At 66.1% G+C, this 25,875-nt stretch carries 23 protein-coding genes; 12 read left to right on the forward strand and 11 right to left on the reverse strand.

All coding sequences use genetic code 11. The features are described from left to right. Positions 1-207: 207 nt before the first annotated feature. Positions 208-1,323 (reverse strand): 3-dehydroquinate synthase, encoded by a 1,116-nt coding sequence (aroB, locus tag ACFQ2S_RS02885; RefSeq protein ID WP_386072557.1) that lies wholly within the window; start codon positions 1,321-1,323, stop codon positions 208-210. A 1-nt stretch (position 1,324) separates the two neighbouring features. Then, complete coding sequence (locus tag ACFQ2S_RS02890) at positions 1,325-1,870, reverse strand: shikimate kinase (protein WP_386072559.1); 546 nt, start codon at positions 1,868-1,870, stop codon at positions 1,325-1,327. 133 nt (positions 1,871-2,003) lie between these two features. Here ACFQ2S_RS02890 and ACFQ2S_RS02895 point away from each other — a divergent pair, with 133 nt between their 5' ends. From ACFQ2S_RS02895 to ACFQ2S_RS02905, 3 genes are read left to right on the forward strand one after another with little or no spacing between them, the layout of a single operon-like run. Continuing rightward, a complete protein-coding gene (locus ACFQ2S_RS02895) occupies positions 2,004-2,138 on the forward strand; it encodes a hypothetical protein (protein WP_089232936.1) in 135 nt (44 codons plus the stop codon). A gap of 4 nt (positions 2,139-2,142) precedes the next feature. Then, positions 2,143-3,696 (forward strand): hypothetical protein, encoded by a 1,554-nt coding sequence (locus tag ACFQ2S_RS02900; RefSeq protein WP_386072560.1) that lies wholly within the window; start codon positions 2,143-2,145, stop codon positions 3,694-3,696. After that, positions 3,693-4,697 carry a site-specific tyrosine recombinase XerD gene (locus ACFQ2S_RS02905; protein WP_386072562.1) on the forward strand — a complete coding sequence of 335 codons (1,005 nt, stop codon included), beginning with the start codon at positions 3,693-3,695 and terminating at the stop codon, positions 4,695-4,697. The genes ACFQ2S_RS02900 and ACFQ2S_RS02905 overlap by 4 nt, the downstream gene beginning before the upstream one ends. 135 nt (positions 4,698-4,832) lie before the next feature. On the opposite strand, the gene ACFQ2S_RS02910 is transcribed toward ACFQ2S_RS02905, so the two are convergent. Beyond that, complete coding sequence (locus ACFQ2S_RS02910; protein ID WP_386072564.1) at positions 4,833-6,002, reverse strand: FAD-dependent monooxygenase; 1,170 nt, start codon at positions 6,000-6,002, stop codon at positions 4,833-4,835. Between the two features lie 93 nt (positions 6,003-6,095). Further along, positions 6,096-6,518, reverse strand: coding sequence for an RNA polymerase-binding protein DksA (gene dksA / locus ACFQ2S_RS02915; RefSeq protein WP_386072798.1), 423 nt, complete (start codon positions 6,516-6,518; stop codon positions 6,096-6,098). 218 nt (positions 6,519-6,736) lie between these two features. On the opposite strand from dksA, the gene ACFQ2S_RS02920 reads away from it, so the two are divergent. The 5 genes from ACFQ2S_RS02920 to ACFQ2S_RS02940 all read left to right on the forward strand — a co-directional run bounded on the left by ACFQ2S_RS02920 (position 6,737) and on the right by ACFQ2S_RS02940 (position 10,970). Next, positions 6,737-7,576: an AAA family ATPase gene (locus ACFQ2S_RS02920; RefSeq protein ID WP_386072565.1), complete on the forward strand. Its 840-nt coding sequence runs from the start codon at positions 6,737-6,739 to the stop codon at positions 7,574-7,576. Positions 7,577-7,658: 82 nt separating this feature from the next. Further along, on the forward strand, positions 7,659-8,072 hold the full coding sequence (locus ACFQ2S_RS02925) for a Fur family transcriptional regulator (protein WP_386072567.1): 414 nt from the start codon (positions 7,659-7,661) through the stop codon (positions 8,070-8,072). A 187-nt stretch (positions 8,073-8,259) separates the two neighbouring features. After that, positions 8,260-9,126, forward strand: a complete 867-nt coding sequence (locus ACFQ2S_RS02930) for a DMT family transporter (protein ID WP_386072569.1) — start codon at positions 8,260-8,262, stop codon at positions 9,124-9,126. Positions 9,127-9,177: 51 nt separating this feature from the next. After that, positions 9,178-10,452 carry a phosphopyruvate hydratase gene (gene eno, locus ACFQ2S_RS02935; protein WP_386072570.1) on the forward strand — a complete coding sequence of 425 codons (1,275 nt, stop codon included), beginning with the start codon at positions 9,178-9,180 and terminating at the stop codon, positions 10,450-10,452. A 98-nt stretch (positions 10,453-10,550) separates the two neighbouring features. Then, positions 10,551-10,970, forward strand: a complete 420-nt coding sequence (locus ACFQ2S_RS02940) for a cupin domain-containing protein (protein ID WP_386072571.1) — start codon at positions 10,551-10,553, stop codon at positions 10,968-10,970. Between the two features lie 82 nt (positions 10,971-11,052). On the opposite strand, the gene ACFQ2S_RS02945 is transcribed toward ACFQ2S_RS02940, so the two are convergent. Beyond that, a complete protein-coding gene (locus ACFQ2S_RS02945) occupies positions 11,053-12,159 on the reverse strand; it encodes an anhydro-N-acetylmuramic acid kinase (RefSeq protein WP_386072573.1) in 1,107 nt (368 codons plus the stop codon). Between the two features lie 69 nt (positions 12,160-12,228). On the opposite strand from ACFQ2S_RS02945, the gene tyrS reads away from it, so the two are divergent. The 3 genes from tyrS to ACFQ2S_RS02960 all read left to right on the forward strand — a co-directional run bounded on the left by tyrS (position 12,229) and on the right by ACFQ2S_RS02960 (position 16,710). Next, on the forward strand, positions 12,229-13,482 hold the full coding sequence (gene tyrS / locus ACFQ2S_RS02950; protein WP_386072575.1) for a tyrosine--tRNA ligase: 1,254 nt from the start codon (positions 12,229-12,231) through the stop codon (positions 13,480-13,482). Between the two features lie 157 nt (positions 13,483-13,639). After that, positions 13,640-15,457: a translational GTPase TypA gene (typA, locus tag ACFQ2S_RS02955; RefSeq protein WP_386072577.1), complete on the forward strand. Its 1,818-nt coding sequence runs from the start codon at positions 13,640-13,642 to the stop codon at positions 15,455-15,457. A gap of 293 nt (positions 15,458-15,750) precedes the next feature. After that, on the forward strand, positions 15,751-16,710 hold the full coding sequence (locus ACFQ2S_RS02960) for a hypothetical protein (RefSeq protein WP_386072578.1): 960 nt from the start codon (positions 15,751-15,753) through the stop codon (positions 16,708-16,710). Between the two features lie 33 nt (positions 16,711-16,743). On the opposite strand, the gene ACFQ2S_RS02965 is transcribed toward ACFQ2S_RS02960, so the two are convergent. The 4 genes from ACFQ2S_RS02965 to recA all read right to left on the reverse strand — a co-directional run bounded on the left by ACFQ2S_RS02965 (position 16,744) and on the right by recA (position 21,325). Beyond that, the gene (locus ACFQ2S_RS02965; RefSeq protein ID WP_386072580.1) at positions 16,744-17,031 is read right to left on the reverse strand and encodes a DUF1330 domain-containing protein; all 288 of its coding nucleotides are present in this window, start codon (positions 17,029-17,031) and stop codon (positions 16,744-16,746) included. 4 nt (positions 17,032-17,035) lie between these two features. Next, complete coding sequence (alaS, locus tag ACFQ2S_RS02970; RefSeq protein ID WP_386072582.1) at positions 17,036-19,696, reverse strand: alanine--tRNA ligase; 2,661 nt, start codon at positions 19,694-19,696, stop codon at positions 17,036-17,038. Between the two features lie 105 nt (positions 19,697-19,801). Next, positions 19,802-20,161: a nuclear transport factor 2 family protein gene (locus ACFQ2S_RS02975; protein ID WP_386072584.1), complete on the reverse strand. Its 360-nt coding sequence runs from the start codon at positions 20,159-20,161 to the stop codon at positions 19,802-19,804. 87 nt (positions 20,162-20,248) lie between these two features. Then, positions 20,249-21,325: a recombinase RecA gene (gene recA / locus ACFQ2S_RS02980; RefSeq protein ID WP_386072585.1), complete on the reverse strand. Its 1,077-nt coding sequence runs from the start codon at positions 21,323-21,325 to the stop codon at positions 20,249-20,251. A gap of 207 nt (positions 21,326-21,532) precedes the next feature. Here recA and ACFQ2S_RS02985 point away from each other — a divergent pair, with 207 nt between their 5' ends. Next, on the forward strand, positions 21,533-22,159 hold the full coding sequence (locus tag ACFQ2S_RS02985; RefSeq protein ID WP_386072587.1) for a gamma-glutamyl kinase: 627 nt from the start codon (positions 21,533-21,535) through the stop codon (positions 22,157-22,159). 13 nt (positions 22,160-22,172) lie between these two features. On the opposite strand, the gene ACFQ2S_RS02990 is transcribed toward ACFQ2S_RS02985, so the two are convergent. Next, on the reverse strand, positions 22,173-24,530 hold the full coding sequence (locus ACFQ2S_RS02990; protein WP_386072588.1) for a hybrid sensor histidine kinase/response regulator: 2,358 nt from the start codon (positions 24,528-24,530) through the stop codon (positions 22,173-22,175). 81 nt (positions 24,531-24,611) lie between these two features. Next, positions 24,612-25,778: an RsmB/NOP family class I SAM-dependent RNA methyltransferase gene (locus tag ACFQ2S_RS02995; protein WP_386072590.1), complete on the reverse strand. Its 1,167-nt coding sequence runs from the start codon at positions 25,776-25,778 to the stop codon at positions 24,612-24,614. Positions 25,779-25,875: the final 97 nt, after the last annotated feature.

Raw genomic sequence — 25,875 nt, forward strand, 5'->3', positions numbered from 1 at the left:
GCTCCGGGTGTTTCCGCGGCCTGCCGCGACCTTTTCGGACGGGTGAGACCCGGGGCGCAGTTGGCCGCGATCGAGGGCTTCCGAATCGTGCAGGCAGGACGAGACAGCCAGCCGCGAACAGCGCCCGGACTCAGGCAGCGGCCATGAGCGGACCTCGTTGTCGCGGATCTCTTCGCTGCGCAGGCACGTCGGCATCGCCTGCCGGTGTCAGCCGGCGCGCCCGAGTTCGTCTTCCAGAAGGTCCAGCACCTTGTCCCGCGGCACCTCCGAGGTGACGAAGGCACGGCCGATGCCGCGGGTCAGGATGAAGCGCGGCACCCCGGCGACGACCTTCTTGTCCTGCGCCATCAGGTCCATCAGCGCTTCGGCAGAAGGCAGATCACCCGGAATGTCGCTCAGATCGACCCGCATCCCCATCTCGCGCAGATGCGCCCGGACCCGGCTCGGATCCTCCTGCGCGCAGAGCCCGAGCTGCGCCGACAACTCAACCGCCAGCGCGCAGCCGATGGCCACGCCCTCGCCGTGTAGCAACCGGTCGGAATAGCCAGTGGCCGCCTCCAGCGCATGGCCGAAGGTATGGCCCAGGTTCAGCAGTGCCCGGTCGCCTTGCTCGGTCTCATCACGGGTGACGATGTCGGATTTCATCTGGCAGGACCAGGTCACCGCCGCGATCCGCGCGCCGGTATCGCCCGCCTTGAGGGTGGGTCCGTTGGTTTCCAGCCATTCGAAGAACGAGTCGTCGCCCAGAAGGCCGTATTTGACGACCTCTCCATAGCCGGCGAGGAAATCCCGCTCCGACAGGGTTCCGAGCACCTCGACATCGGCCAGCACGAGGCTTGGCTGATGGAATGCGCCGATCAGGTTCTTGCCGGAGGGGGAGTTGATGCCCGTCTTGCCGCCGACGGAGCTGTCGACCTGCGCCAGCAGGGTCGTCGGCACCTGCACGAAGCGCACGCCCCGGCGCAGGATCGCCGCGGCAAAGCCCACGAGGTCGCCGATCACCCCGCCGCCAAGCGCGACCACCACGTCGCCGCGCTCGATCCGCTGCTCGAGCAGCCACTCGACGGTCTGCGTTAGGTAAGGCCAGGATTTCGTGGCCTCTCCGGGCGGAAGGATGTGCACGGCGCTGTCGATGCCCTCCGCCGTCAGCGAGGCCCGAAGCCCGTCCAGGTGCAGCCCCGCGACCGTCGTCTCGGTCACGATCGCCACCCGTGGCCGGTTCAGCAACGGCGCGATGCGATAGCCGGCGCGGGCGAGGATACCGGACCCGATCAGGATATCGTAGGCGCGGTCTCCCAGCGGGACGTGCACGCTTTCAATCACTTCAGCCTTCCTCCAGAACGTCGGGTCGGCTGCGCAGCACCTCGACCACCTTCTCGACCATCTCGGGGATGGAATAATCGCCACGTGCCTTCACCGAAAGGTCCGCCAAGCCATAGACCGGCGCACGAACGGCGTAAATTTCCTCAAGCGTCGCACGCGGGTCGGCGGTGCGCAACAAGGGCCGCGTGTTCTTGTGCTTCACCCGGCTCCACAGCAGATCGACGTCGGCGTCGAGCAGAACCGAGACCCCGCGATCATGGATCATCCGCCGGTTGCGCTCCGCCAGAAAGGCGCCACCGCCGGTCGACAGGATGCCCGGGGTGCCGTCGAGCAGCCGGCCGATCACCTCGGTTTCGCGGTCGCGGAAGAACGCCTCGCCGTCGCGTTCGAAGATCTCGGCGATGCTCATGGCGGCGGCAGATTCGATCTCGGCGTCGCTGTCGAGGAACGGCACAGCGAGGCGCTTGGCGAGCCCGGTGCCGATGGCGGTCTTGCCGGCACCCATCATGCCGACCAGCACCACCGTCTTCCTCAAAATCGCCGCCACCGCGGTCCCCTCCCCGGCATCAAGCCGCCGACAGAAAATTTCCTGTCTGAATGGCGTGAAATCGTCCGGGATGCCATGTATAAATCGAATGGACCGCACGTTCGAATGCGGCAGACAAGAAAGACGGGCAGCCATGCGTCGACTCCTCAAGTTTTTGCTCTTCCTCGTGGTTCTCGGGGCAGTGGCCCTCGTGGGCTTTGCATATCTGGGCGATCTGACCCCCACCCAAGTGCGGGTCAGCGACCCGGTGATGCTCGACGTGGATTAGGACAATGATCCGAACTGCGCTCACAGCGAGCCTGTGCCTTTTTACCGCCGTGGGCGGCGCCAACGCCCAGCAGACCGCCGCGGTCGCCGCGTCGGACGGGCCGATCTCGGCGATCGACTGGCTGTCACACAGCCTTGCCCAGCCCCGCGAACTGCCCTCGACCGAGGCGCCGATTACCAACGGGATCGTCACGGAGAACATCTCCGTGCAGCCGCTTGACGATCCGTCGCCGGACGGCGTCGGACTGCTGCCGGTCAGCGTCACCGGGTTGCCGCCCGATCTCTGGGGCGTCTCGGAGGTCGCGACGCTTGCCCCGATGATCGCCGCCTTCCCGGCCGAACCGTTGCCCGCGGTCCAGGACCAGTTCCGCCAGCTGATGCTCGCCGAGTTGAACCCGCCCAAGGGCTCGGCACCGGCCGGCCCGATGCTGCAGGCGCGCGTCGACGCCCTGCTCGCCCGCGGCGCCGTCGAGGAAGCCGAGGCGCTGCTGGAACGTGCCGGTTCCGATGATCCGCAACTCTTCCGCCGGACCTTCGACGTGGCGCTGCTCACCGGGAGGGAACAGGCAGCCTGCGCCCGGATGCGCGCAGTGCCCGGAATCACTCCGTCCTTCCCCGTCCGGATTTTCTGCCTTGCCCGGACCGGTGACTGGAACGCCGCGGCACTGACGCTGGAATCGGCCAAGGCGCTTGGCCAGCTCAGCCCGGAAGAGGACGCGCTGTTGGCGCAGTTTCTCGACCCGGAATTGTCGGAGTTTCTGCCCCCGATCGATCCCCCCGCCCGGCCGAGCCCACTGAGTTTCCGGATGCTGGAGGCCATCGGCACGCCACTGCCCACGGCGCCGCTGCCGCTGGCCTTCGCCCATTCGGACCTGCGCCATACCGCCGGCTGGAAGGCCCGGATCGAGGCCGCGGAGCGGCTGGCACGGGCCGGTGTGCTGAGCCCAGCGGTCCTCCTCGCCATCTACGGAGAACGGCAGCCGGCGGCTTCCGGCGGCGTCTGGGATCGCGCGGATCTGGTCCAGGAAGTGCAGAAAGACCTCGCGGCTCGCGATGTGAACGCCCTCGAAACCAGCCTGCCGCGCGCCTGGAAGGCCATGACGGCGGCCGGGCTGGGCGTGCCCTTCGCGCGAGCGATCGGCTCCTCCCTCGACGAGCTGGAACTGACCGGCGAGGCAGCGGCGATCGCCCCGCAAATCGGACTGCTGTCGGATGATTACGAAGCGGCCGCGCTCGAGATGGAGCCCTCCGATCCCAAGCTCGCCTTCGCCGCCTCCATCGCGCGCGGCCTGCCCGGCACCCCGCCGCCGGACCTTCTCTCGGAAGCAATTGCCACCGGTTTCTCCGGACAGCCCTCCGAGACCGGCGACATGGCCGCCCGCGCCGCCGAGAACCGGCTGGGCGAGGCGCTGTTGCTGGCGCTCGATACGCTGGCCGGCGGGGCGGAAGCCGACCCGGCGGACCTGAGCGCAGCGCTGGCCTTCCTGCGGTCGAACGGGCTGGAGGACACCGCCCGCCGCGCCGCCCTGCAGATCCTGCTCGAGGACCGGCAGGCATGAGCGGCGCCGGGCCGACCGCCGCGGACAGCTGGATTTCGACCTTCCTCGAAGCCCAGGCGGCGGAGCTGGCGGCAGCGCGCAACACCCTGCTCGCCTATGGCCGCGACCTGAAGGACTTCGCCCAGTGGCTGGAGCACCGCGGCGGCAGCTTCGCGCGCGCCGGGCGAGACGACGTGGAGCGCTACCTGATCCATTGCGACGCCGAGGGCCTCTCTCAGGCCACCCGGGCCCGCCGTCTCTCCTCGATCCGCCAGCTTTACCGGTTTGCCTTCGAGGAAGGCTGGCGCGACGACAATCCGGCGATCCAGATCAAGGGGCCGGGCCGCCACAAGGCGCTGCCGAAAACGCTGGAACTGAGCGAGGTCGACGGGCTGCTCGAGGCCTCCCGCACGATGGGCCGCACCGAAAGCGACCGTCTTCGCAATGCCTGCCTGATGCAGCTGCTCTATGCCACCGGGATGCGGGTGAGCGAACTGGTCTCGCTGCCGGTGGCCGCCGCGCGCGGCTCGCCCCAGATGCTGCTGGTCCGCGGCAAGGGCGGCAAGGAGCGCATGGTGCCGCTGTCGGCGCCGGCCCGGGAGGCGCTCGACGCCTGGCTGGCCGCACGGGACGAGGCGGAGGAAGCCGCCCGGGTCCGCGGCGTGCCGCCGTCGCGGTTCCTGTTCCCCTCCTCCGGCCAGGCCGGGCACCTGACGCGGCACCGCTTCTACGCGCTGATCAAGGATCTTGCCGTCGCGGCCGGGATCTCGCCGGCCAAGGTCACGCCGCACGTGCTGCGCCATGCCTTCGCGACACATCTCCTGGCCGGCGGCGCCGACCTGCGGGTGATCCAGACCCTGCTCGGCCACGCCGACATCTCGACCACCGAGATCTACACCCACGTCCTCGACGACCGCCTCCGCGACCTCGTGCTGGATCACCATCCACTCGCCGCCGCGGCCCCCTCTCCCCAACCGGAGCGCGAACCGAAAGCGAGCCCTCCCGCCCGCGCGCGACGCTGACGCGTCTTGCCCGGTTGGGCGTGGCACCTGCGGTGCGCCGCCCGGGCCCGCGGCCGCGCAAGCGGCCGCGCCACGCCCAAGGTTTCCGGCTGCCCGCAAGGGCGGCTGGAAAGCGCGGGAGCCCTTCCGGACGGGTCAGCCCCGTGTCACGTCGTGGGAATAGAGCCAGTCGAACCGGTCGGGCATGAACCCCGGCGCCAGTGCGCCCAGAATCCGCAGGCCGGTGTGGGCGATGCCACGCACCGGGCCGACGCGCAGGTGATAATTCCGCGCGTTGGCCGTGGCCGCATCCACGATCCGCCGGCAGCGTGGCTTGCGCACCGACTCGAAGTGATCGAGCGCCGCGTTGGCGCGGTCGTGCCGGACCAGCGATTCCGCCAGCACCCAGGCATCCTCAAGCGCCATGCAGGCGCCCTGCGCCAGGAAGGGCAGCGTCGGGTGGGCGGCATCTCCGATCATCACTGCATTCGATGCGCTCCACTGAGGCGCCACGCCGTGGCGGAACAGCCCCCAGACCATGACCTCCTCCAGCCGCTCGAGCCAGCCGCGCACCGGACCGCAGAACTCGCTGAAAAGCGAGCGGAACCGGGCCGGATCGCCCGGGTGATTCCACCCCTCTTCGGTCCATTCCGGCGTCTCCACGACGCCGACGATGTTCAGAAGCGTCCCCCCCCGGAGCGGATAGGCCACAAGGTGCCGTCCACGCCCCATGAAGACCTGCGCCTCCGCGGGAACCTCGCCCGGTTCGATCGGCAGCAGGGCGCGCCAGGCGACCTGCCCTGTGAATTGCGGCTGACCCTCGCCCAGAAGCGCGGCCCGCAGCCGTGAATGCAGCCCGTCGGCGGCGACCAGGAGCGCCTCGCGCTCCGCGTCGGCATTGTCGATGAACAGCACCGGACGCCGGCCGTTCAGGTGCACCGATGCGACATGGGTGTCGAGCTGGATCTCGACGCCAACCTCGCGGGCGCCGCGCTCCAGCAGCGCGATCAGGTCCGCCCGGTGCACCAGCCCGAATCGGCCGAAACGGGTCAGGTCGAGTCGCAGCACCTCTGCCCCGCGCGCGTAATCCCGCAGGACGGCGCCGCGGGATTCCAACGAGATCTCCTCGAATTCCCGGCCCAGGCCGAGCGCCTCGAGCACGACCGCGCCATTCGGCGAGATCTGCAGTCCGGCGCCGACCTCGGCGATCTCGGGGGCCTGCTCGAACACCTTCACCTGCGCGCCGCGCATGGCGAGGGCCCGGGCCGCTGCCAGCCCGGCTATGCCCGCCCCGAGGACGGTGACCTCCTGTCCGATCAGGTTCATGGATTCTCCAGAAAGACAAAACGCCGGAACCAATGGTCCGGCGTTTCTGGCAAAAGCCTCGGCTTTCGGCAAGCGGCGCGTGCGCCGATGCCCTCAGTCGTCGCGATGGACCTTCTCGCGGCGCTCGTGGCGCTCCTGCGCCTCCAGGCTGAGCGTCGCGATCGGCCGAGCGTCGAGCCGCTTGAGCGAGATCGGCTCGCCGGTGGCCTCGCAATAGCCGTACTCGCCGTGCTCGATCCGCCGCAGCGCCGCGTCGATCTTGCCGACCAGCTTGCGCTGGCGGTCCCGCGTGCGCAGTTCCAGCGCTCGGTCAGTCTCCTCGCTCGCGCGGTCGGCGACATCGGGGATGTTGCGGGTGCTGTCCTGCAGGCCCTCGATGGTATCGCGGCTGTCCGCCAGAAGATCTTCCTTCCATGCCAGAAGCTTGCGCCGGAAATACTCCAGGTGCCGCTCGTTCATGAAAGGTTCGTCTTCGGCTGGGCGATAGTCATCCGGCAGAAAGACTTCCTGTTTCATTCCTGCTCCCTCTCGCATTTCTTCCGGCGTCAGGTGGGTGTCGCCGTTGTCCGGCTTGGTGTGGCTCGCGCTATCGTCTGTCACAGGCATCCTGGCTCCCTTGGCGGGTCATTACTCCATGCTGCATGGGTTGTCACTGCCAAAAAGCACGTGCAGGGTGGCGTGGATACGGGATTGACCAGCCGTGAAGGACGCAACCCAAGGGGCCGAAAAGTCAGATGAAATTCAACGGGACAGATTCGTACGTGGCAACCGACGACCTGAAGGTCGCAGTGAATGCCGCAGTGACCCTGGAGCGCCCGCTTCTGGTCAAGGGCGAACCGGGCACCGGCAAGACGGAATTGGCCCGCCAGGTATCCGGCGCGCTCGGCCTTCCGATGATCGAATGGCACATCAAGTCGACCACCCGCGCCCAGCAGGGGCTCTATGAATACGACGCGGTGAGCCGCCTGCGCGACAGCCAACTCGGCGACGAGCGCGTCCACGACGTGGCGAACTACATCAAGCGTGGCAAACTCTGGGAGGCCTTCGCCGCGCCTGGCAAGGTGGTGCTGTTGATCGACGAGATCGACAAGGCCGATATCGAGTTTCCCAACGACCTTCTGCAGGAACTCGACCGGATGGAGTTCCACGTCTACGAGACCGGCGAGACGGTGCGGGCCGTGAACCGCCCCATTGTCATCATAACCTCGAACAACGAGAAGGAACTGCCCGACGCCTTCCTGCGACGCTGCTTCTTTCACTACATCCGCTTTCCGGACATGGACACGATGCAACAGATCGTCGAGGTCCATTTTCCAGGCATCAAGCAGTCGCTGCTGACCACGGCACTGACCCAGTTCTACGAGATCCGCGACCAGCAGGGGCTCAAGAAGCGGCCGTCGACGTCGGAGGTGCTGGACTGGCTCAAGCTGCTCCTGGCCGAGGATCTCGACGCCGACGATCTGCGCCGTGACAGCGCCGCCTCCCTGCCCCGCCTGCACGGCGCCCTGCTGAAGAACGAGCAGGATGTGCACCTGTTCGAGCGCCTCGCTTTCTTGGCGCGCCGCCAGCGATGAGGCCGTCCGAAGACGCGGTCCAACGGCTTTTCCTTCGGGAGACGATCCGGTAACCTGCGCGCCCGAGGCCAAGGACAGATCCATGAGCAACAGCATTCTCGAAAGACTGGAGGCCAAGGGCCTGCGGATGACCGGGCAGCGTCGTGTGATCGCCGAGGTCCTGAGTGGGGCCGACGACCATCCCGACGTGGAGGAACTCTACAACCGTGCCTCGGCCCAAGACCCCAAGATCTCCATTGCCACCGTCTACCGGACGGTCAAGCTGTTCGAGGAGGCGGGGATCATCGACCGGCTCGAGTTCGGCGACGGCCGCGCCCGCTACGAGGACGCCGACCGGGAACACCACGACCACCTGATCGACCTCAATTCCGGCGAGGTGATCGAGTTCTGCGACCCCGAGATCGAGGCCCTTCAGGAGCGCATCGCCCAGCGGCTCGGCTACCGGCTCAAGGGCCACAAGCTGGAGCTTTACGGCGTGCCGGCCAAGAAGGGCTGAACCCTGCCCCGACGGCCGCCCCGTGGGGCGGTCGGATCTGACATTTCCGCCGCACCGACGGGCCGAGCCTTGCAGTCAATGCAGCGCGGCTTTTCGGGAAATCGGCGCTATTATCCTTTGTTATCGCCCCAAACAGGGCTAGAGCGAGGCCGAAACCGGCCACGACGGCCCGGATCCCGGAAAGCTGATGCACAACCTTCGCGGCGCCATTCTGATGATTCTGTCGATGGGCTTCTTTGCTCTGGAGGACATGTTCATCAAGCGCACGACCGAGACGCTGCCGATCGGCCAGATCATGATGGTCTCCGGACTCTGCGGCTTCGCCCTGTTCAGCATCGTGGTAGCGCTGCTGCGCCAGAGCCTGTTTCCGGCCGAACTCCTCGCTCCGGCGGTGATGCTGCGCAATGGCAGCGAGCTCCTGGCCGCGCTCAGCTTCTTCACCGCCCTCTCGATCATCCCGCTCTCCTCGGCTGCGGCGATCCTGCAGGCCGCCCCGCTCGCAGTGACTTTGCTGGCCGCCGTCGCACTCGGCGAAACGGTCGGGCCGCGGCGCTGGATGGCGGTCGGGATCGGCTTCGTCGGCGTGCTGATGATCGTCCGGCCCGGCACCGGGGCGTTCGAGCCGGCCGCGCTTCTTGCCGTGTTCTCCGTCCTCGCGCTGGCCGTGCGCGATGTGGCCACACGCGTAGTCCCGGCGTCATTGAGTTCGATGCAGATCACGCAGTGGAGTTTCGGCATCTTTGTGCCCGCAGGCGCCATCCTCCTGCTCTTCGGTCCCGGCCTGCAGCCGATGGACGCAGCGACCAGCCTGACCTTCGTCTGGATCGTCGGCTGCGGCGCCGTCGGCTATTATGCGATGGTCATGGCATTGCGCATGGCAAGCCTCTCGGTCATCGCGCCTTTTCGCTATTCCCGGCTGCTTTTCGCCCTGGCCATCGGCATGGCCGTTCTGGGAGAGCGCCCCGACACCCTCACCCTGGCCGGCGCATGCCTGATCATCGCGTCCGGTCTCTACACCCTTGCGCGGGAACGCGCACTTTTCTCGGAGGCCTGACAAGGGTATGACGGCCCCGAGTTTCATGACCGCACGGAAAGGACCGTCGCAATGAGCACCATCATCGACATTCACGGACGCGAAATCCTGGACAGCCGGGGCAACCCGACCGTCGAGGTCGACGTCACCCTCGAAGACGGCACGATGGGCCGCGCCGCCGTTCCCTCCGGCGCCTCGACCGGCGTGCACGAGGCCGTCGAAAAGCGTGATGGCGACAAGGGCCGCTTCATGGGCAAGGGCGTCCAGCAGGCCGTGGCCGCGGTCAATGGCGAGCTGGCCGAGAACCTCGTCGGCTTCGACGCCACTGACCAGGTCGGCATCGACACCACGATGATCGAACTCGACGGCACCGAGAACAAGGGCCGCCTCGGCGCCAACGCCATCCTCGGCGTATCGCTTGCCGTCGCCAAGGCCGCGGCCGACTACACCGCCCAGCCGCTCTTCCGCTACGTCGGGGGCACCTCCGCCCGCGTCCTGCCGGTGCCGATGATGAACATCATCAACGGCGGCGAACATGCCGACAACCCGATCGACGTGCAGGAGTTCATGATCATGCCCGTCTCGGCGACCTCGATCGCCGACGCCGTGCGGATGGGCTCCGAAATCTTCCACACGCTCAAGAAAGAGCTCTCCGGCGCTGGTTACGCGACCGGCATCGGTGACGAGGGCGGCTTTGCCCCGGCCCTGAGCTCCACCCGCGACGCGCTTGATTTCGTTCTGAAATCCATCGAGACCGCCGGCTACAAGCCGGGCGACGACATCGTTCTCGCACTCGACGCCGCTTCCACCGAGTACTTCAAGGATGGCAAGTACGAGATGAAGGGCGAAGGCCTGTCGCTCTCGTCGGAAGAGAACGTCAAGTACCTCGAGGCGCTCTGCAACGATTACCCGATCTTCTCGATCGAAGACGGCTGCGCCGAGGACGACTGGGAAGGCTGGAAGCTGCTGACCGACACGCTGGGCGACCGCGTGCAGTTGGTGGGCGACGACCTCTTCGTGACCAACCCGGCCCGCCTGGCCATGGGCATCGAGAAGGGCGTGGCGAACTCCATGCTCGTGAAGGTGAACCAGATCGGCTCGCTGACCGAGACCCTGGCCGCCGTCGACATGGCCCACCGCGCCCGCTACACCAACGTGATGTCGCACCGCTCGGGCGAGACCGAGGACGCCACCATCGCCGACCTCGCCGTCGCCACCAACTGCGGCCAGATCAAGACCGGCTCGATGTCGCGCTCGGACCGTCTCGCCAAGTACAACCAACTGATCCGTATCGAGGAACTGCTGGGCGAGACCGCGCTCTTCGCAGGCAAGTCGATCCTCAAATGACGCGGGCCTGACCGCCGCCTTCCGGGGCCGTCCGCCATGCGCGGGCGGCCCCTCTTCTTTCCGCCCGACGCTTGCCGACCAGACAGGAGGGCCCGCCCATGACCCCGGACGAGATCATCGCCCACCTCCGCCTCGCTCCGCATCTCGAGGGCGGCTGGTATCGCCAGACCTGGATCGACAGCACGGCCAGCGGCCGCCCGTCCGGCACGGCGATCTACTTCCTGCTCGAAGACGGCCAGACCAGCCACTGGCACCGGGTCGACGCCACCGAGATCTGGCATTTCTACGCCGGCGCGTCCCTGACCCTGCGGCTGAGCGAGACCGAAACCGGCCCCACGACCCGGCATCGCCTCGGCCCCGACCTCGCCGCGGGCGAGTTGCCGCAACTGATCGTGCCGAACAACCATTGGCAAAACGCCTCCGCCACCGAAGGCTGGGCGCTGGTCGGCTGCACCGTGTCGCCCGGCTTCACCTTCGAAGGCTTCACCCTCGCGCCCCGGGATTTCGACATCCCCTGAACCGGACAGCAGCCTCCCATAATCTGTTCGCAAACATCCCCGCAGGAGACACGATCCTTCGTCCGATGGATCGCCGCCCGGCTCAGCCGGTCTCCCCGGGATAGGAGATCTCGCCGCCGCCGACCGCCGCCCCGACCCCGGTTGTCGAAGGAAAGCTCGTCGGCAATCCGCGCGCGACCCGGACGGCCAGATAGGCGAAGGCCTGCGCCTCCAGCATGTCGCCGTCGAGCCCCACCTCTTCCACAGCGTCCACCGGGCAGCTCATCCCTTCGGCGATCATCGCCATCATCACCGGGTTCTTCCGTCCGCCCCCGGTGACCAGCAGGCGCTCCACCGGCGCCGGGAAATGCTCTGCACCTCGCATCACCGCCACCGCCACGGCCGCCGTGAGGGTTGCCGCGGCATCAGCGTCCGACAGCTCGGCGACCGCCGCCTCCAGATCCGAAAAGTCATTCCTGTCCAGAGACTTCGGAGGCATCTTGAAAAAGTAGCGATGCTCGGCAAAGCGTTCGATCACCGCCTCCGACACCTCGCCCGTCGCCGCCAGCACGCCGCCCTCGTCGAAGCCGGCGCCGCGTCGCGCCTGCATCAGGTCGTCGAGGGGCGCATTCGCGGGGCCGGTGTCGAACGCCAGCAGCGCCCCCTCCGCCTCGGGCCCGGGCTTGCGCGGGTCGACCCACGTCAGGTTCCCCACGCCGCCGAGATTGAGAAAGGCCACCGGTGCCTCGACGCCGATCCACTTCGCCAGTGCGAAATGGTAGGCCGGCGCCAGCGGCGCCCCCTGCCCGCCAAGCGCCACGTCGGCGCTGCGGAAATCCCAGACCACGGGCAGCCCGAGCGCTTCGGCCAGAACCGCGCCGTTGCCCGCCTGGTGGGTGCCGCGACCCTGCGGGTCATGGGCCAGCGTCTGGCCGTGAAACCCTGCCAGCGCCACATCGGAAAACCCCGCCATCAGCTCGGCATGTGCTTCCTCGACCATCGCCGCGGCCTCGGCCACCCCCGGCTCGTCCGGCCAGCGCCCGAGCGCCGCGCGCAGAACCGCGCGTTCCTCCGCCGAGTATCGGCGGTAGCCGCTGTCGCCAAATGCCTTGATGGTCACGCCGTCGGTCTCGATGACCGCCGCGTCCACCCCGTCGAGCGATGTGCCGGACATGGTCCCCAGCACCCGCACCGCCCCCGATTTCAACATGCACTTTCCCTCGGCACGCCTCGCCGCTAGAAGAGCGGCACTCGCCGCCGACAATGGACCGAAAGACGCATGACCTACCACCCGAAATCCGACTTCATCCGCGTGATGATGGAACGTGGGTTCCTTGCCGACTGCACCGACATGCAGGGCCTCGACGACGCCATGAGCAAGGGAGTCGTGCCCACCTATATCGGGTATGACGCCACGGCGGCCTCTCTTCACGTCGGGCACCTGCTCAACATCATGATGCTGCGCTGGCTTCAGAAGACCGGGCACCAGCCGATCACCCTGATGGGCGGCGGCACGACCAAGGTTGGCGACCCGTCTTTCCGCTCGGAAGAACGTCCGCTGCTCGGCCCCGAGCAGATCGACGCGAACATTGGCGGCATGCAGAAGGTCTTCTCCCGGTACCTGCGCTATGACGACAGCCCCGACGGCGCGTTGATGCTCAACAACGCCGAATGGCTGGACGAGCTCAACTACCTGGATTTCCTGCGCGATATCGGCCGCCACTTCTCGGTCAACCGGATGCTGTCCTTCGAGAGCGTCAAGTCCCGGCTCGACCGGGAGCAGTCGCTGAGCTTCCTCGAATTCAACTACATGATCCTGCAGGCCTACGACTTCCTGGAGCTCAACCGCCGCTATGGCTGCCTGTTGCAGATGGGCGGCTCGGACCAGTGGGGCAACATCATCAACGGGATCGACCTGACCCGTCGCGTGCTGGACCACGAGATCTATGGGCTCACCTCGCCGCTGCTGACCACCTCGGACGGCAAGAAGATGGGCAAGTCCCAGGGCGGCGCCGTCTGGCTCAACGGCGACATGCTCAGCCCCTACGAGTTCTGGCAGTTCTGGCGCAATACGACCGACGCCGATGTCGGCCGTTTCCTGAAGCTCTACACCGAGCTGCCGGTCGAAGAATGCGAACGCCTCGGCGCGCTCGACGGCTCCGAGATCAACGACGCCAAGATCCGCCTCGCCAACGAGGTCACCACCCTGCTGCACGGCGCGGACGCTGCCGCCGCGGCGGAGGCGACCGCGCGCGAGGTCTTCGAGAAGGGCGGCATCGGCGACGACCTGCCCACGCTCGCGCTCTCGCCGGACGAGATCGGCGACGGCATCTCCATCGTCCAGCTGATCGTCCGTTCCGGCCTCGCCAAGTCGGGCAAGGAGGCCAAGCGCCTGATCGCCGACAACGGCGCCCGCATCGACGACGCGCCGCTGACCGATGCCGGCCTGATGCTCGACGCGGCCGCCTTCGCCTCGCCGGTCAAGCTTTCGGCCGGCAAGAAGCGGCACGCGCTGGTCACGCTCGCCTCCTGAGCCAGCGACAGCGGCGGTGCGCGCCCGAAGGCGCGAACCGCTTTGACGGAGCGCGCCGCAGGCGCACAATTGATCAAGCGGCACATCGGCCCGATTTCCCGCTGGCCTTTTCTGCGCCTGCACGCTACCTCGCGCCCAAACCACGAAGGACGCCCGAATGGATCTGCGCAACATCGCCATCATCGCCCACGTCGACCACGGCAAGACAACGCTTGTGGACGAGCTGCTCAAGCAGTCGGGCGCCTTCCGCGAGAACCAGGCCGTCGCCGAACGCGCGATGGACAGCAACGACCTGGAGCGGGAGCGTGGCATCACTATCCTCGCCAAGGCCACCTCCGTCGAATGGCATGGCACCCGGATCAATATCGTCGACACGCCAGGCCACGCCGATTTCGGCGGCGAGGTGGAGCGGATCCTCTCCATGGTCGATGGCGTCGTGCTGCTGGTCGACGCCGCGGAAGGTCCGATGCCGCAGACCAAGTTCGTCACCTCCAAGGCGCTCGCTCTTGGCCTGCGCCCGATCGTGGTGCTCAACAAGGTCGACAAGCCCGATGCCGAGCCCGACCGGGCGCTTGACGAGGTTTTCGACCTCTTCTCCTCGCTCGACGCCGACGAGGACCAGCTCGACTTCCCGCATCTCTACGCCTCCGGCCGCTCCGGCTGGGCCGATTCAGATCTGAAAGGACCGCGCAAGAACCTCGATGCACTGTTCCAGCTCGTCATCAACCACGTGCCCAAGCCCCGCCAGATCAAGCGCCAGGGCGAGGATTTCCGGATGCTGGCGACCACGCTTGGTGCCGATCCGTTTATCGGCCGCACACTGACCGGCCGCGTCGAGAGCGGCAAGCTCAAGGTCGGCGCGACGGTGCAGGCGCTTTCGCGCATCGGCCAGAAGATCGAGCAGTTCCGCGTCTCCAAGATCCAGGCCTTCCGCGGACTGGGAATGCAGGAGATCGACGAAGCCGTTGCCGGCGACATCGTCACCATCGCAGGGATGTCGAAGGCCACGGTTGCCGACACCATCTGTGCGCTGGCCGTCGCGGAATCGCTGCCCGCCCAGCCGATCGATCCCCCCACGATCTCCGTCACCTTCGGGATCAACGACAGCCCCCTGGCCGGCCGTGACGGCAAGAAGGTGCAGTCTCGCGTGATCCGCGACCGGCTGATGAAGGAGGCCGAGACCAACGTCGCCATCCGCGTCACTGACACACCCAGCGGCGAAGCCTTCGAGGTCGCCGGCCGCGGCGAACTGCAGATGGGCGTGCTGATCGAGAACATGCGCCGCGAGGGCTTCGAGCTCTCGATCTCCCGCCCGCAGGTCCTCCTGCGCGAGGAGAACGGCGTCAAGATGGAGCCGATCGAGGAAGTCACAATCGACGTCGATGATGAATACTCCGGTGCCGTCATCGAGAAGCTGACCGGCCCTCGCAAGGGCGAGATGGTCGACATGCGCCAGTCGAACGGCAAGACGCGGATCATCGCCCACGTCCCGTCGCGCGGACTCATCGGCTATCACGGCGAGTTCCTCACCGACACCCGCGGAACCGGCGTTCTGAACCGCGTGTTCTTTACCTGGGCGCCGCACAAGGGCGCGATTCCCGGCCGCCGCGCGGGCGTGCTGATCTCGATGGAACAGGGCGAGGCCGTGGCCTACGCGCTGTGGAACCTCGAAGAGCGCGGCAAGATGTTCGTCGGGCCGCAGGCAAAGGTCTACCAGGGCATGATCATCGGCGAGCACAGCCGCGACAACGACCTGGATGTGAACCCGCTCAAGGGCAAGAAGCTGACCAACGTGCGCGCCAGCGGCACCGACGACGCCGTGCGCCTGACCCCGCATGTCCAGTTCAGCCTCGAAGAGGCTATCGCCTATATCGACGACGACGAGCTGGTGGAAGTCACGCCCAACGCGATCCGGTTGCGCAAGAGTTTCCTCGACCCTCACGAGCGCAAGCGGCAGGCCAAGGCCGCCAACTAGCCCGATCTCCCGCAAGACATGCACACCGCTTGCCAGGTCGCCGCACCTGGCAGGCGGTTCCATGTCGTGACCTGCGGTGAAAGAACCGGCACTCCGCTTCATCGGGGTGCTCTCCTCACGCGCGCGATCGGCGGAAAAACGTCGCGAAACCGATAAATCCGACTTTTTGGGCACCGATAACGACGACTTTTCACCCGGCGGTCACTTGCCAGCCTGTAAATCGCCCTTTTATCCTGCTAGGCAGGAGCCTGTTCCGCGGGAGGGACAGCGGCATCCGGAGCCTTCTTTAAACCATGAGTGCGCTCGAAGAAGACCAGTTTCAACGTCTCGTGCAACTCGCGGGCTCTGCCGCGCTGGACCAGCGAAAGTGGCGCTGGTTCCTTGAGGAGTTGCACCGCCTGTCCGGTGGCGTCCGTGTGCAACTCTTCGGACACGACTCGCGCGTATCGACGCCGCTCGGCGTTCACGAATACGGCTATGATCCCGATTACTTCCGCAGCTACGAGGCCTATTACGGGGCGATGAACCCCTGGGCCCCGGTATTTGCGAAGGCCCAGGTCGGCAAGGTTCTGCAGAGCGAAACTATCCTGCCGTTGAACAGGCTCGAAGCCACGGAGTTCTACAACGACTGGGTCCGCCCGCAGGAAGATATCGTCGGGGGAGCCGGCACGGTGCTCGAGCGAACGGCGGATCGCGCCACCATGATCGGTGGCAACATCGCACGCCGCGACCGGGACAGGCTGGAAGTGCCCTTCGCCCAGTTGCTCCAACGGATCGTGCCGTTTCTCCAGCAATCCGTGGAGGTCTCGCGGATGCTCGGCGGTTTGACCCTGGATAACCGTTTGCTGCGCGAGGGAATGGAGCCCGGAATCACCGCGATCTTCGCGCTGGATCTGCATGGCCGCGTCCGTTTCACCAACAAGCAGGCGGATCAGATGGCTGGAACGGGAGACCTCGTCCGGATCGACGCAACCGGGCAGCTGCGTTTCACCGAGGCGCAGCCGATGGTGGCGCTGCGTCGGGCCCTGCACGATCACATCATGCCGGAAGCCTCCATCAGCCTGCCCTTCTTTACCGGCGCCAACGGCAAACGGCACTACATGTGCCGCACCACCGCGCTATCCGACCGCGAAGGGCCGCTTCCGTGGCTGTCCGCCTTCGGCGGCGCCTCGTCCAGCAGTTTCGTGCTGCTCCTGATGTGCCCGGTGGCTCCGCGGGCCAGTCTCAAGTCGCGCCAGCCCACCATCGGTTGAGATCGACCGGACGCAAATCGGGCGGGCCGTGGCCTATTCCGTCGTCTCGACGATCAGCAGATCCCGCTCCGACGCGTTACGTGCATGGCTCAGTGCTTCCTGGTAGCGCTCCGAGCGATAGCAGGTCTCCGCCGCCTCCACGCTCGGGAAGCGTGCGACAACGTTTCGGGGCCGGTCCCGGCCTTCGAGCTGCACATAGCGTCCGCCGCGGGCGATGAAGACACCGCCATGCTCGGCGATGGCCTCCGTCGCGATGGCAGCATATTTGCCGTAGGCTTCCTCGTCGGTCACCGTCACGTGGGCAATCCAGAGTGCGGGCATGGTCTTATCCTCCGATCACGGCTTCCGCCGCCTTGATGGCCGCATCGGCGTTCTCGGCATCCTTGCCGCCGCCCTGCGCCATGTCCGGCCGGCCGCCGCCGCCGACGCCGCCAAGCTCGGCCACTGCCGCCTTGACGAGATCGATGGCCGAGACCTTCTCCACGAGGTCCGAGGTCACGCCCGCCGCCACGGCCGCCTTGCCGTCTCCATCCGCGATCAGCAGGATCGCACCGGAGCCGAGGCGTGTCTTGTGCTCGTCGATCAGGCCGCGCAGGTCCTTGCCGTTCACGCCCTTCAGAACCTGAGCGAGGAAGGGCACCCCGGCAATCTCGCGGACCTCGGGGCCGCTGGACGCGCCGCCGCCCCCGGCCATGGCGAGGTCGCGGCGAAGCTGGGCGATCTCCGCCTGCATCGCCTTGCGTTCCTCGACCAGGCTGCGGACGCGCTCCACCACCTCGGCCTGCGGGGCCTTGACCGCGCCGGCCACCTCGGCAAGCCGCCGGTCCTGCCCGGCCAAGTATTGCCGCGCCGCTTCGCCGGTCAGCGCCTCGAACCGGCGTACGCCGGCGCTGGACGCGGTGTCGCCGAGCGCCACGAAGAGCCCGATATCCCCGGTCTGGCGCACATGGGTGCCGCCGCAGAGCTCGATCGACCAGGTCTGTCCGTCCGCGCCCTTGCCCGTGCTCTTGCGGCCCATCGAAACCACGCGGACCTCATCGCCGTATTTCTCGCCAAAGAGCGCCTGGGCGCCGATGGCCCGGGCGTCGTCGGGCGTCATGATCCGCGTCTCGACCGGCGAGTTCTGCCGGATGAAGGCATTGACCTCGGCAGAGATCGCCTCGAGATCCTCCGCGCTCAGCGCCGCGCCATGCGAGAAGTCGAAGCGCAGCCGGTCCGGCGCATTGAGAGACCCGCGCTGCGCGACATGATCGCCCAACCGCTCCCGCAGCGCCTCGTGCAGCAGGTGCGTCGCCGAGTGGTTGGCGCGGATCGCGCCGCGGCGGGCATGATCGACCTCGAGCTCGGCCCCGGCGCCCGGCAGGATCTCTCCCTCGGTCACCGTCGCGAAATGGATGAAGACGCCCGAGACCTTCCGGGTGTCCGTGATTTCGGCCTTGCCGGTCTCGGTCCGGAGCCAGCCGGTATCGCCGACCTGTCCGCCGGATTCCGCATAGAACGGCGTCTGGTTCAGGACGACCTGCACGCTCTCGCCCTTGGCCGCGCGCTCGATGGCGGCACCATCCTTGACGACGGCCAAAATCTGGCCCTCGGCGGTTTCGGTGTCGTAACCGAGGAAATCGGTCGCCCCGTGCTTGTCGGCCAGGTCGAACCAGATCGTGGCGTCCTGGGTTTCCCCCGAGCCCGCCCAGGCAGCGCGCGCCTTGGCCTTCTGTTCGGCCATCGCGGCGTCGAAGCCGGCGATGTCGACCGTCCGGTCCTTCTCCCGCAGCGCATCCTGCGTCAAGTCCAGCGGGAAGCCGTAGGTGTCATAGAGCTTGAAGGCCGCCGCTCCGGGCAGTTCCGCCCCGTCGGGCAGTTGGGCCAGTTCGTCGTCCAGCAGCCGCAAGCCGCGCTCGAGGGTCTGCAGGAACCGGGTTTCCTCGGTCCTGAGCGTCTCGGCGATCAGCGCCTGCGCGCGGCCAAGCTCCGGATACGCGCCGCCCATCTGGCGCACCAGTTCCGGCACTAGACGGTGCATCAGCGGGTCCTTGGCGCCCAGAAGGTGTGCATGCCGCATGGCCCGCCGCATGATGCGGCGCAGCACGTAGCCCCGGCCCTCGTTCGACGGCATCACCCCGTCGGCGATCAGGAAAGAGGTCGAGCGCAGGTGGTCGGCAATCACCCGGTGATGCGTCCGGCCAGGACCGTCGGGGTCGGTCGAGGTCTGGTTGGCGCTGGCCTCGATCAGGGCGCGCATGAGGTCGGTGGCGTAGTTGTCGTTGGTGCCCTGCAGCAGCGCCGCCACCCGCTCGATGCCCATGCCGGTATCGATCGACTGGTTCGGCAGCTCCTTGCGGGTGCCGTCCTCGAACTGCTCGTATTGCATGAACACGAGGTTCCAGATCTCGACGAACCGGTCGCCATCCTCTTCCGGACTGCCCGGAGGGCCACCCCAGATATGGTCGCCGTGATCGTAGAAGATCTCCGAACACGGGCCACATGGCCCGGTAGGGCCCATCATCCAGAAGTTGTCGTTGGTCGGGATGCGGATGATCTTCTCTTCCGGCAGGCCGGCCACCTTCTTCCACAGATCGGCCGCCTCATCGTCGGTGTGGTAGACCGTGACCAGCAGCCGGCTGGCGTCGATCCCCAGTTCCTTTGTCACCATTTCCCAGGCATAGGGGATCGCCTGCTCCTTGAAGTAGTCGCCAAAGGAGAAGTTGCCCATCATCTCGAAGAAGGTGTGGTGCCGGTTGGTATAGCCCACGTTGTCGAGATCGTTGTGCTTGCCGCCGGCCCGCACGCATTTCTGCGCCGTGGTCGCCCGCTTGTAGTCGCGATGTTCGATCCCGGTGAACAGGTTCTTGAACTGAACCATACCGGAGTTTGCGAACATCAGCGTCGGGTCGTTCCGCGGCACCAGCGGAGAGCTGTCCACCACCTCGTGGCCCTGACGGCGGAAGTAGTCGAGGAAGGTCGTGCGAATGTCGTTGAGGCTGGGCATCGGGCGATGGTCTCGGCGGGGAAAGGGAAGGTTCCAGCGTGTTATCGCCTGCCGTTCGCGATGTCCATATTCCAGACCGTCCACCAACCGCGATGGACATCTGAGTCAGGGGAGATGCAGGAACGCCTTGGCCACGATCTGCCAGCGACCGTCGTGCCGCAGCAAGGTGAGCGTGTCGCGGAAGTCAAGATTGGCCCAGACGTTTACGACCCGAACAATCGCCGTGTCGCCGGCCACGGAGATCGATTCAATCTCGTGAGGCGGCAACGGAGCGTCCGCCGGGATTGCCTCGGCCACGCAGGCCGCGACGAACTCGTCGACGCTCGCCCACTCGAGGTCGCCCTCGAAATGGCCTATGGACGACGCCCTTGGGTGGAAGGCGCGACCAAGCGCCTCCGCGTCGCCGCGCGCCATTCCGGCGACGTAAAGTCCCACAACCTGTCCGATCTCCTCGAGGACGTCCATGTCAGGTTTGCGCTCCCGAAAATGGAAAACGCGGCCTGCGCGGCCGCGTCTTGATATAGCATCGATTTTCTGATCCGCGAACCGGGATCAGGCCTCGACCACGTCGCCGCCACCGTCGTCGCTGTCGCTCATGTGGAAATCCAACCCGTGCGCGGCTCGGATCTTGTCCTCGATCTCAAGCGCGACCGGCTGATTCTCCTTGAGAAACGTCTTTGCGTTTTCCCGGCCCTGCCCGATCCGCTCGTCGCCATAGGAATACCAGGAGCCGGATTTCTCGACGACACCGGCCTTCACGCCTAGGTCGAGCAATTCGCCGGTCTTGGAGATTCCCTCGCCATACATGATGTCGAATTCAACCTGCTTGAACGGCGGCGCGACCTTGTTCTTCACCACTTTCACACGGGTCGCATTGCCGACAACCTCGTCGCGGTCCTTGATTGCACCGATACGGCGAATGTCGAGCCGCACGGAGGAGTAGAACTTCAGCGCATTGCCGCCCGTCGTCGTTTCCGGGCTGCCAAACATCACGCCGATCTTCATCCGGATCTGGTTGATGAAGATGACCATGCATTTCGAGCGGGCGATCGAGCCGGTCAGCTTGCGCATTGCCTGGCTCATCAGGCGCGCATGAACGCCGACCGAGCTGTCGCCCATGTCGCCCTCGAGTTCGGACTTGGGCGTCAGGGCAGCCACCGAATCGACGACGACCATGCTCACCGCGCCGGACCGCACCAGCGTGTCGGTGATTTCCAGCGCCTGCTCGCCGGTATCGGGCTGCGAGATCAGCAGTTCGTCGAGGTCCACCCCCAGCTTGCGGGCATATTGCGGATCCAGCGCGTGTTCAGCGTCGACGAATGCGCAGACCCCGCCCTTCTTCTGTTCTTCCGCGACGCAATGCAGCGTCAGTGTCGTCTTGCCCGAGCTTTCCGGGCCGTAGATCTCGATGATCCGCCCCTTGGGAAGCCCACCGATGCCAAGCGCGATGTCGAGACCGAGCGAACCCGTCGAGGTGGACTCGATCTCCGCAACCGGGTTGTCACCGCCCAGTTTCATAATCGAGCCCTTGCCGAACTGCCGTTCGATCTGAGCCAGGGCGCTGTCGAGCGCCTTCTGCTTATCCGAATTCCGCTTGTCTGCCATGTCGAGAAGGTTCGCCGTCGCCATCATTTTCGTCCTTATTTCATACGCCGCGCCCGGCGGCAATGACTGCCCATGTTCACCTCTTGTTCCGACTCTTATCAGATCAAAACGGGAACATTTCAAGTCAATTCTTCTGCTTTCCATCCTGCAACGACAGGGGTTAAGGAGTTCTGAAGGTCTCCTCGCTCAATGACGAGCGGAGGGGTTGCAGCACATGGAATCGTTCGCGCCATGATGATCTTTTGGGAAGCCAGACTTGTTCTTCTCGCCGTTCCCAAGACCGGCACACAGGCGCTTCAGGCTGCGCTCGGCGCCGAGGCGGACGTGATCATCCGCAACCCGCCCCTGCAGAAACACATGCCACTGCGTTGGTATCAACGGTCAGTCCTTCCGTTGTTCAGCGCCGAGGAAGGCATGCAGCTCGAAACCGTGGCTGTGATACGCGAACCTCTGGATTGGCTGGGGAGTTGGTACCGGTATCGTCGTCGGGAATCCCTGAGCGGGCGTCCGAACAGCACCGCGGACCTCTCATTCCAGGAATTCGTTGCAGCCTATCTGCAGCCCAGCCAACCTCCCTATGCAGAGGTCGGGCGCCAGTCCCGTTTCGTGAGCGCACCGGGCAAGGCGGTCGCCGTCGATCACCTGTTCGCCTACGAGCACTTTCCGACGCTTTTGCGCTTTCTCGAAGGCCGACTTGGTCACCGTATTCGGTTGGGGCGGACAAATGTCTCGCCGGCAGGAGAACTGGATCTTCCAGACAGCATGGCCCAGCTGGCCGCGCGCAAGCTGAAGGATGAGTTCTCACTTCACAAGATCGCCGTGGCGGCATCCGTGGGCCAACGCGACGCGCAAGTCTGAACGATGCAGCAGCCTACTGAATCTGCTCTCGAACTGTCGCGGTCAGTTCGTTGAGCGAGAAGGGTTTCGGCAGAAAGACAGAGTTCGGAATTCGCGATTGTTCGTCGGAAAGGCTTTCCTCAGCGTAACCGGATACGAAGACCACACGCACTCCCGGCCGCTGGACCAGCGCCTTTCGCACCCAACTCGGCCCGTCCATTCCCGGCATTACGACGTCTGTCACGAAGACATCCACCTTCAGATCCGGATCTTCCAAGGTCTCCAGCGCGTCCTCTGCGTTTTCCGCCTCGATTACGGTATAGCCCCGCATACGCAGCGCCCGGGAGGCGAAGGCGCGGACCGGGGCTTCGTCCTCGACGAGCAGCACCACTCCATCCGCTGGCTGCTGTGACGTCGATGGGCCAACGGCCCGTGCCGGCGTCGCGTCCACCGCCGGGCGGTCAAATGCGGGAAAGTACAGCGAGAAGGTCGTGCCGGAGGCAACAACGGAGTCGACAAAGATGTATCCGCCGGTCTGTTTCACGATGCCATAAGCGGTCGACAGACCGAGCCCCGTGCCCTCCCCTGTCCGCTTGGTCGTGAAGAAGGGCTCGAAGATCTTCTGAAGCTTGTCGGGCGGGATGCCAACACCCTCGTCGGTGACACGAACCACCACGTAATCCCCGGGAGCGACGACCGCCCGGTCGCGCGCCATGGGGGCGGCGATATGGCGGCTCTCGGTCTCGATGCGCACCTCTCCTCCCTCGGGCATCGCGTCGCGCGCGTTGACCACGAGGTTCATGATCACCTGCTCGAGTTGCCGCTTGTCTGCCCGGATCAGGCGGAGGCCGGGGTCATGCGACAGCGACAGCGTGACCTTTTCACCGACCAGCCGATTAAGCAGGTGGGTCAGGTCGGACAGCGTATCGCGAAGATCCATAACTTCGGGCTTTAGGTTCTGCTTGCGGGAGAAGGCCAGCAACTGCCCGACCAGGCTTGCCGCGCGGTTCGCGTTCTGGTTGATCTGGACCAGATCGCCGTAATCCGGATCGCCCTGGTCGTGCCGCAGGAGCAGGAGATCGCAATGCCCCGATATCGCAGTCAGCAGGTTGTTGAAATCATGGGCCACGCCACCGGCGAGCTGGCCGATCGCCTGCATCTTCTGACTCTGCACGAACTGCGCTTCGAGCGTCTTGAGTTCCGTCGCATCGTTCAGGACGGCTACCAGCAGCACTTCCTCGTGCTCCACGATCCGCCCGAGCGTGATCTGCAGGTATAGTTCCTTGTCCGGCATGCTTGCACGGACGAATTCCGGGCGCCCAAGGCCGCGCCCCTTGGACGCCTCCTCCAGCCAGTCCCGGACCGACCGGCCCAGCCCCTCGACCAGCTTCTGGAGTTCCGCGCCCGGAGAGGCAGCGTCGCCGAGCAGATGTCGGGCGCTGGCATTTGCAGCCCGGATCTCGCCCGAACTGTTGAGTTTGAGGACAGCGACCGGGAGCCCATCCATCCCGCTGACGTCATGGTCGGCGTGGTCATCGAGCGTTTCATGGCCCGCCAGCGGCACGAGGAATATTTCATGTCTCGCCCCGGTGCCCTCGATATCGATCACCCGCACTCGCACGGGACCGTCCGCACCGTTGATCTCCTGAATGCTGTTGGACACCAGAGGCAGCTGCGTGAAGACACGGTCCAGCGTCTTGACCCGCCCACCGAGAATACGCCGTAGCGCATCGTTCATGAACAGGATCGTGCCATTCCGGCTTGCGGTCATCATGGGCAGGCTAAGGGCCTCCGCGCCGCGTCCGGCGGCGCCACGCTCCACCAGATCCTCGAGTCGCCAGAGAAACCTGTCCTCACCGACCTGATGCACGGCGATCCGGACGTGGCCGCGTCGGGTCACGAGATCCTCTCGCGCGGAGCCGCGCGCCTCCGCCCTGTTCTGCAGCCGAAGCAGCACCGAAGCAGGGTTTGCGAACAGGTCGCGCAGGCAGCGGACCAGCGTCTCATCGATTTCCACGCCCTCCACAAACCGGTCGCGCGCGGATCGGTTGCGGTGAAGGACCACACCGTCGATATCGGTCATGAAGCTCGGAGAGCCGTCGTTCTCGATGAAACCTGCAAGCGCAATGCCCAGATCGTCACGCGCCGAACGATGGCGCGCCGAGAACAGACCGATCAAAAGCGCCATAGCCGCAAGTGTGCCGCCGGAAGCCAGCAGCGACAGGGCAACCGCCTGCCCGGGAACGAAAAACGCCGCCCCCAGAAACACGAGTGCAAACACCACCAGGAATGGAATACGGCCGGAGAGTGCCGCAGCGCTGCGCGTCAGAGGGCTGGGGGCGAGAGCCGGGTGGGTCAATGCCTCTCTCCGTTTCGAATCTGGCCCCTTCATTTCCGACATAATTCGTTAAGTCCGGCTTAAGGCCAACTCGGGCCCGCCGCGAAGCGTGCAATTCGCTCCGCCGACCATCGCTCAATCCCCATTGCGGAGGACGGCGATGAAGAAGCCATCGCCGCCGGATACGGGGGAAAGACGGTCCATGCGCTCGCAGGTCCAGTCATTGTTGCCTGTCAGAAACGCGGCAATCTGATCTTCATTCTCTGCCCGCAGGATCGAACAGGTCAAATAGGCGATCGCGCCGCCGGGCGCAGCCAGGTCGGCGACGTGCCGAAGAATACCAGCCTGTGTTTCGCACAGCTGTTCGAGGCCCGCGCGATCGAGGCGCCATTTTGCCTCGGGCTGGCGCCTCCAAGCGCCGCTTCCGGAGCAGGGAACATCCGCGACCACCAGATCAAATGGCGCGCGACCTTCGACATCGGCGCTTGCGACGGTTTGAATGCGAGCGCCCGCTCGCGCCGCGCGAGCGGGGATGTCGCGCATCCTTTCGGGCGACGCATCGTGGGCGAGGATCTGGCCCGAGAACCGCGCGGCAAGTGCCAGGGATTTGCCGCCGCCACCTGAGCAATAATCGAGGATCCTCCCGTCATCGGGGAGCGGGATGAGGTCGGACACGGCCTGCGATGCGGCGTCCTGCAACTCGACCAGGCCCTCCTGGTAGCTGCGGGAGAGATGGACGCGCCGGGCGCCGTCCGTCACACGAAGCGCGGTCGGCGAGAGGGGATGCGGTTCGCAGTCTATACCCTCCTCACGCAGTGCCGCGCGGGCGGATTCGCGGTCCGAACGTGCAGCATTGACCCGCAGGAACACGCCAGCCCTCGACCGCAAGGCGCTGAGAGCCTGTTCGAAATCCGCCCCGAGGCTGGCTCGCAGATCCTCTTCAAGCCATTCGGGGCAATCCAGCCGCTCGGTCTCGGTCAAGGTGGCCAAATGGCTCCGCTCGGCCTCGCTCATGGGCGCCAGGGCGTAGCCCTGTCCAGTCAGCACGCTATCGGGATCGGTGCCCGCAAGCCGCAGCAGACCGATCACGAGGCCGCGGCCGGTTTCCGCCCCGCCGAGGGCTGCCGCGGAACGGCGTTGGCGGATTGCGTCGAACACGTGATCCCTTACCGCCGCCCGGTCGCGCGAGCCAGCGAACCGGCTGCGCCGCGCCCAGTTCGTCAGGACGCGCTCGGCCGGGTCTCCGGCGAGGTAGCTGTCGAGAATGTCTGCCGCGGCGGCATATCTTGCGTCCGGGGTCACACGTCCCTGCCTTTCCGGAACGGCCCGCGTCCCTCGCCTGCCCGTTGCATTCCAGCCTCCGCGCCTGCTGTCTCCGCGATCCCGCCTCGGTGCGGTC

Origin of the sequence: Tropicimonas aquimaris, assembly GCF_042676185.1 — a bacterium.
GTDB classification, from domain to species: domain Bacteria; phylum Pseudomonadota; class Alphaproteobacteria; order Rhodobacterales; family Rhodobacteraceae; genus Tropicimonas; species Tropicimonas aquimaris.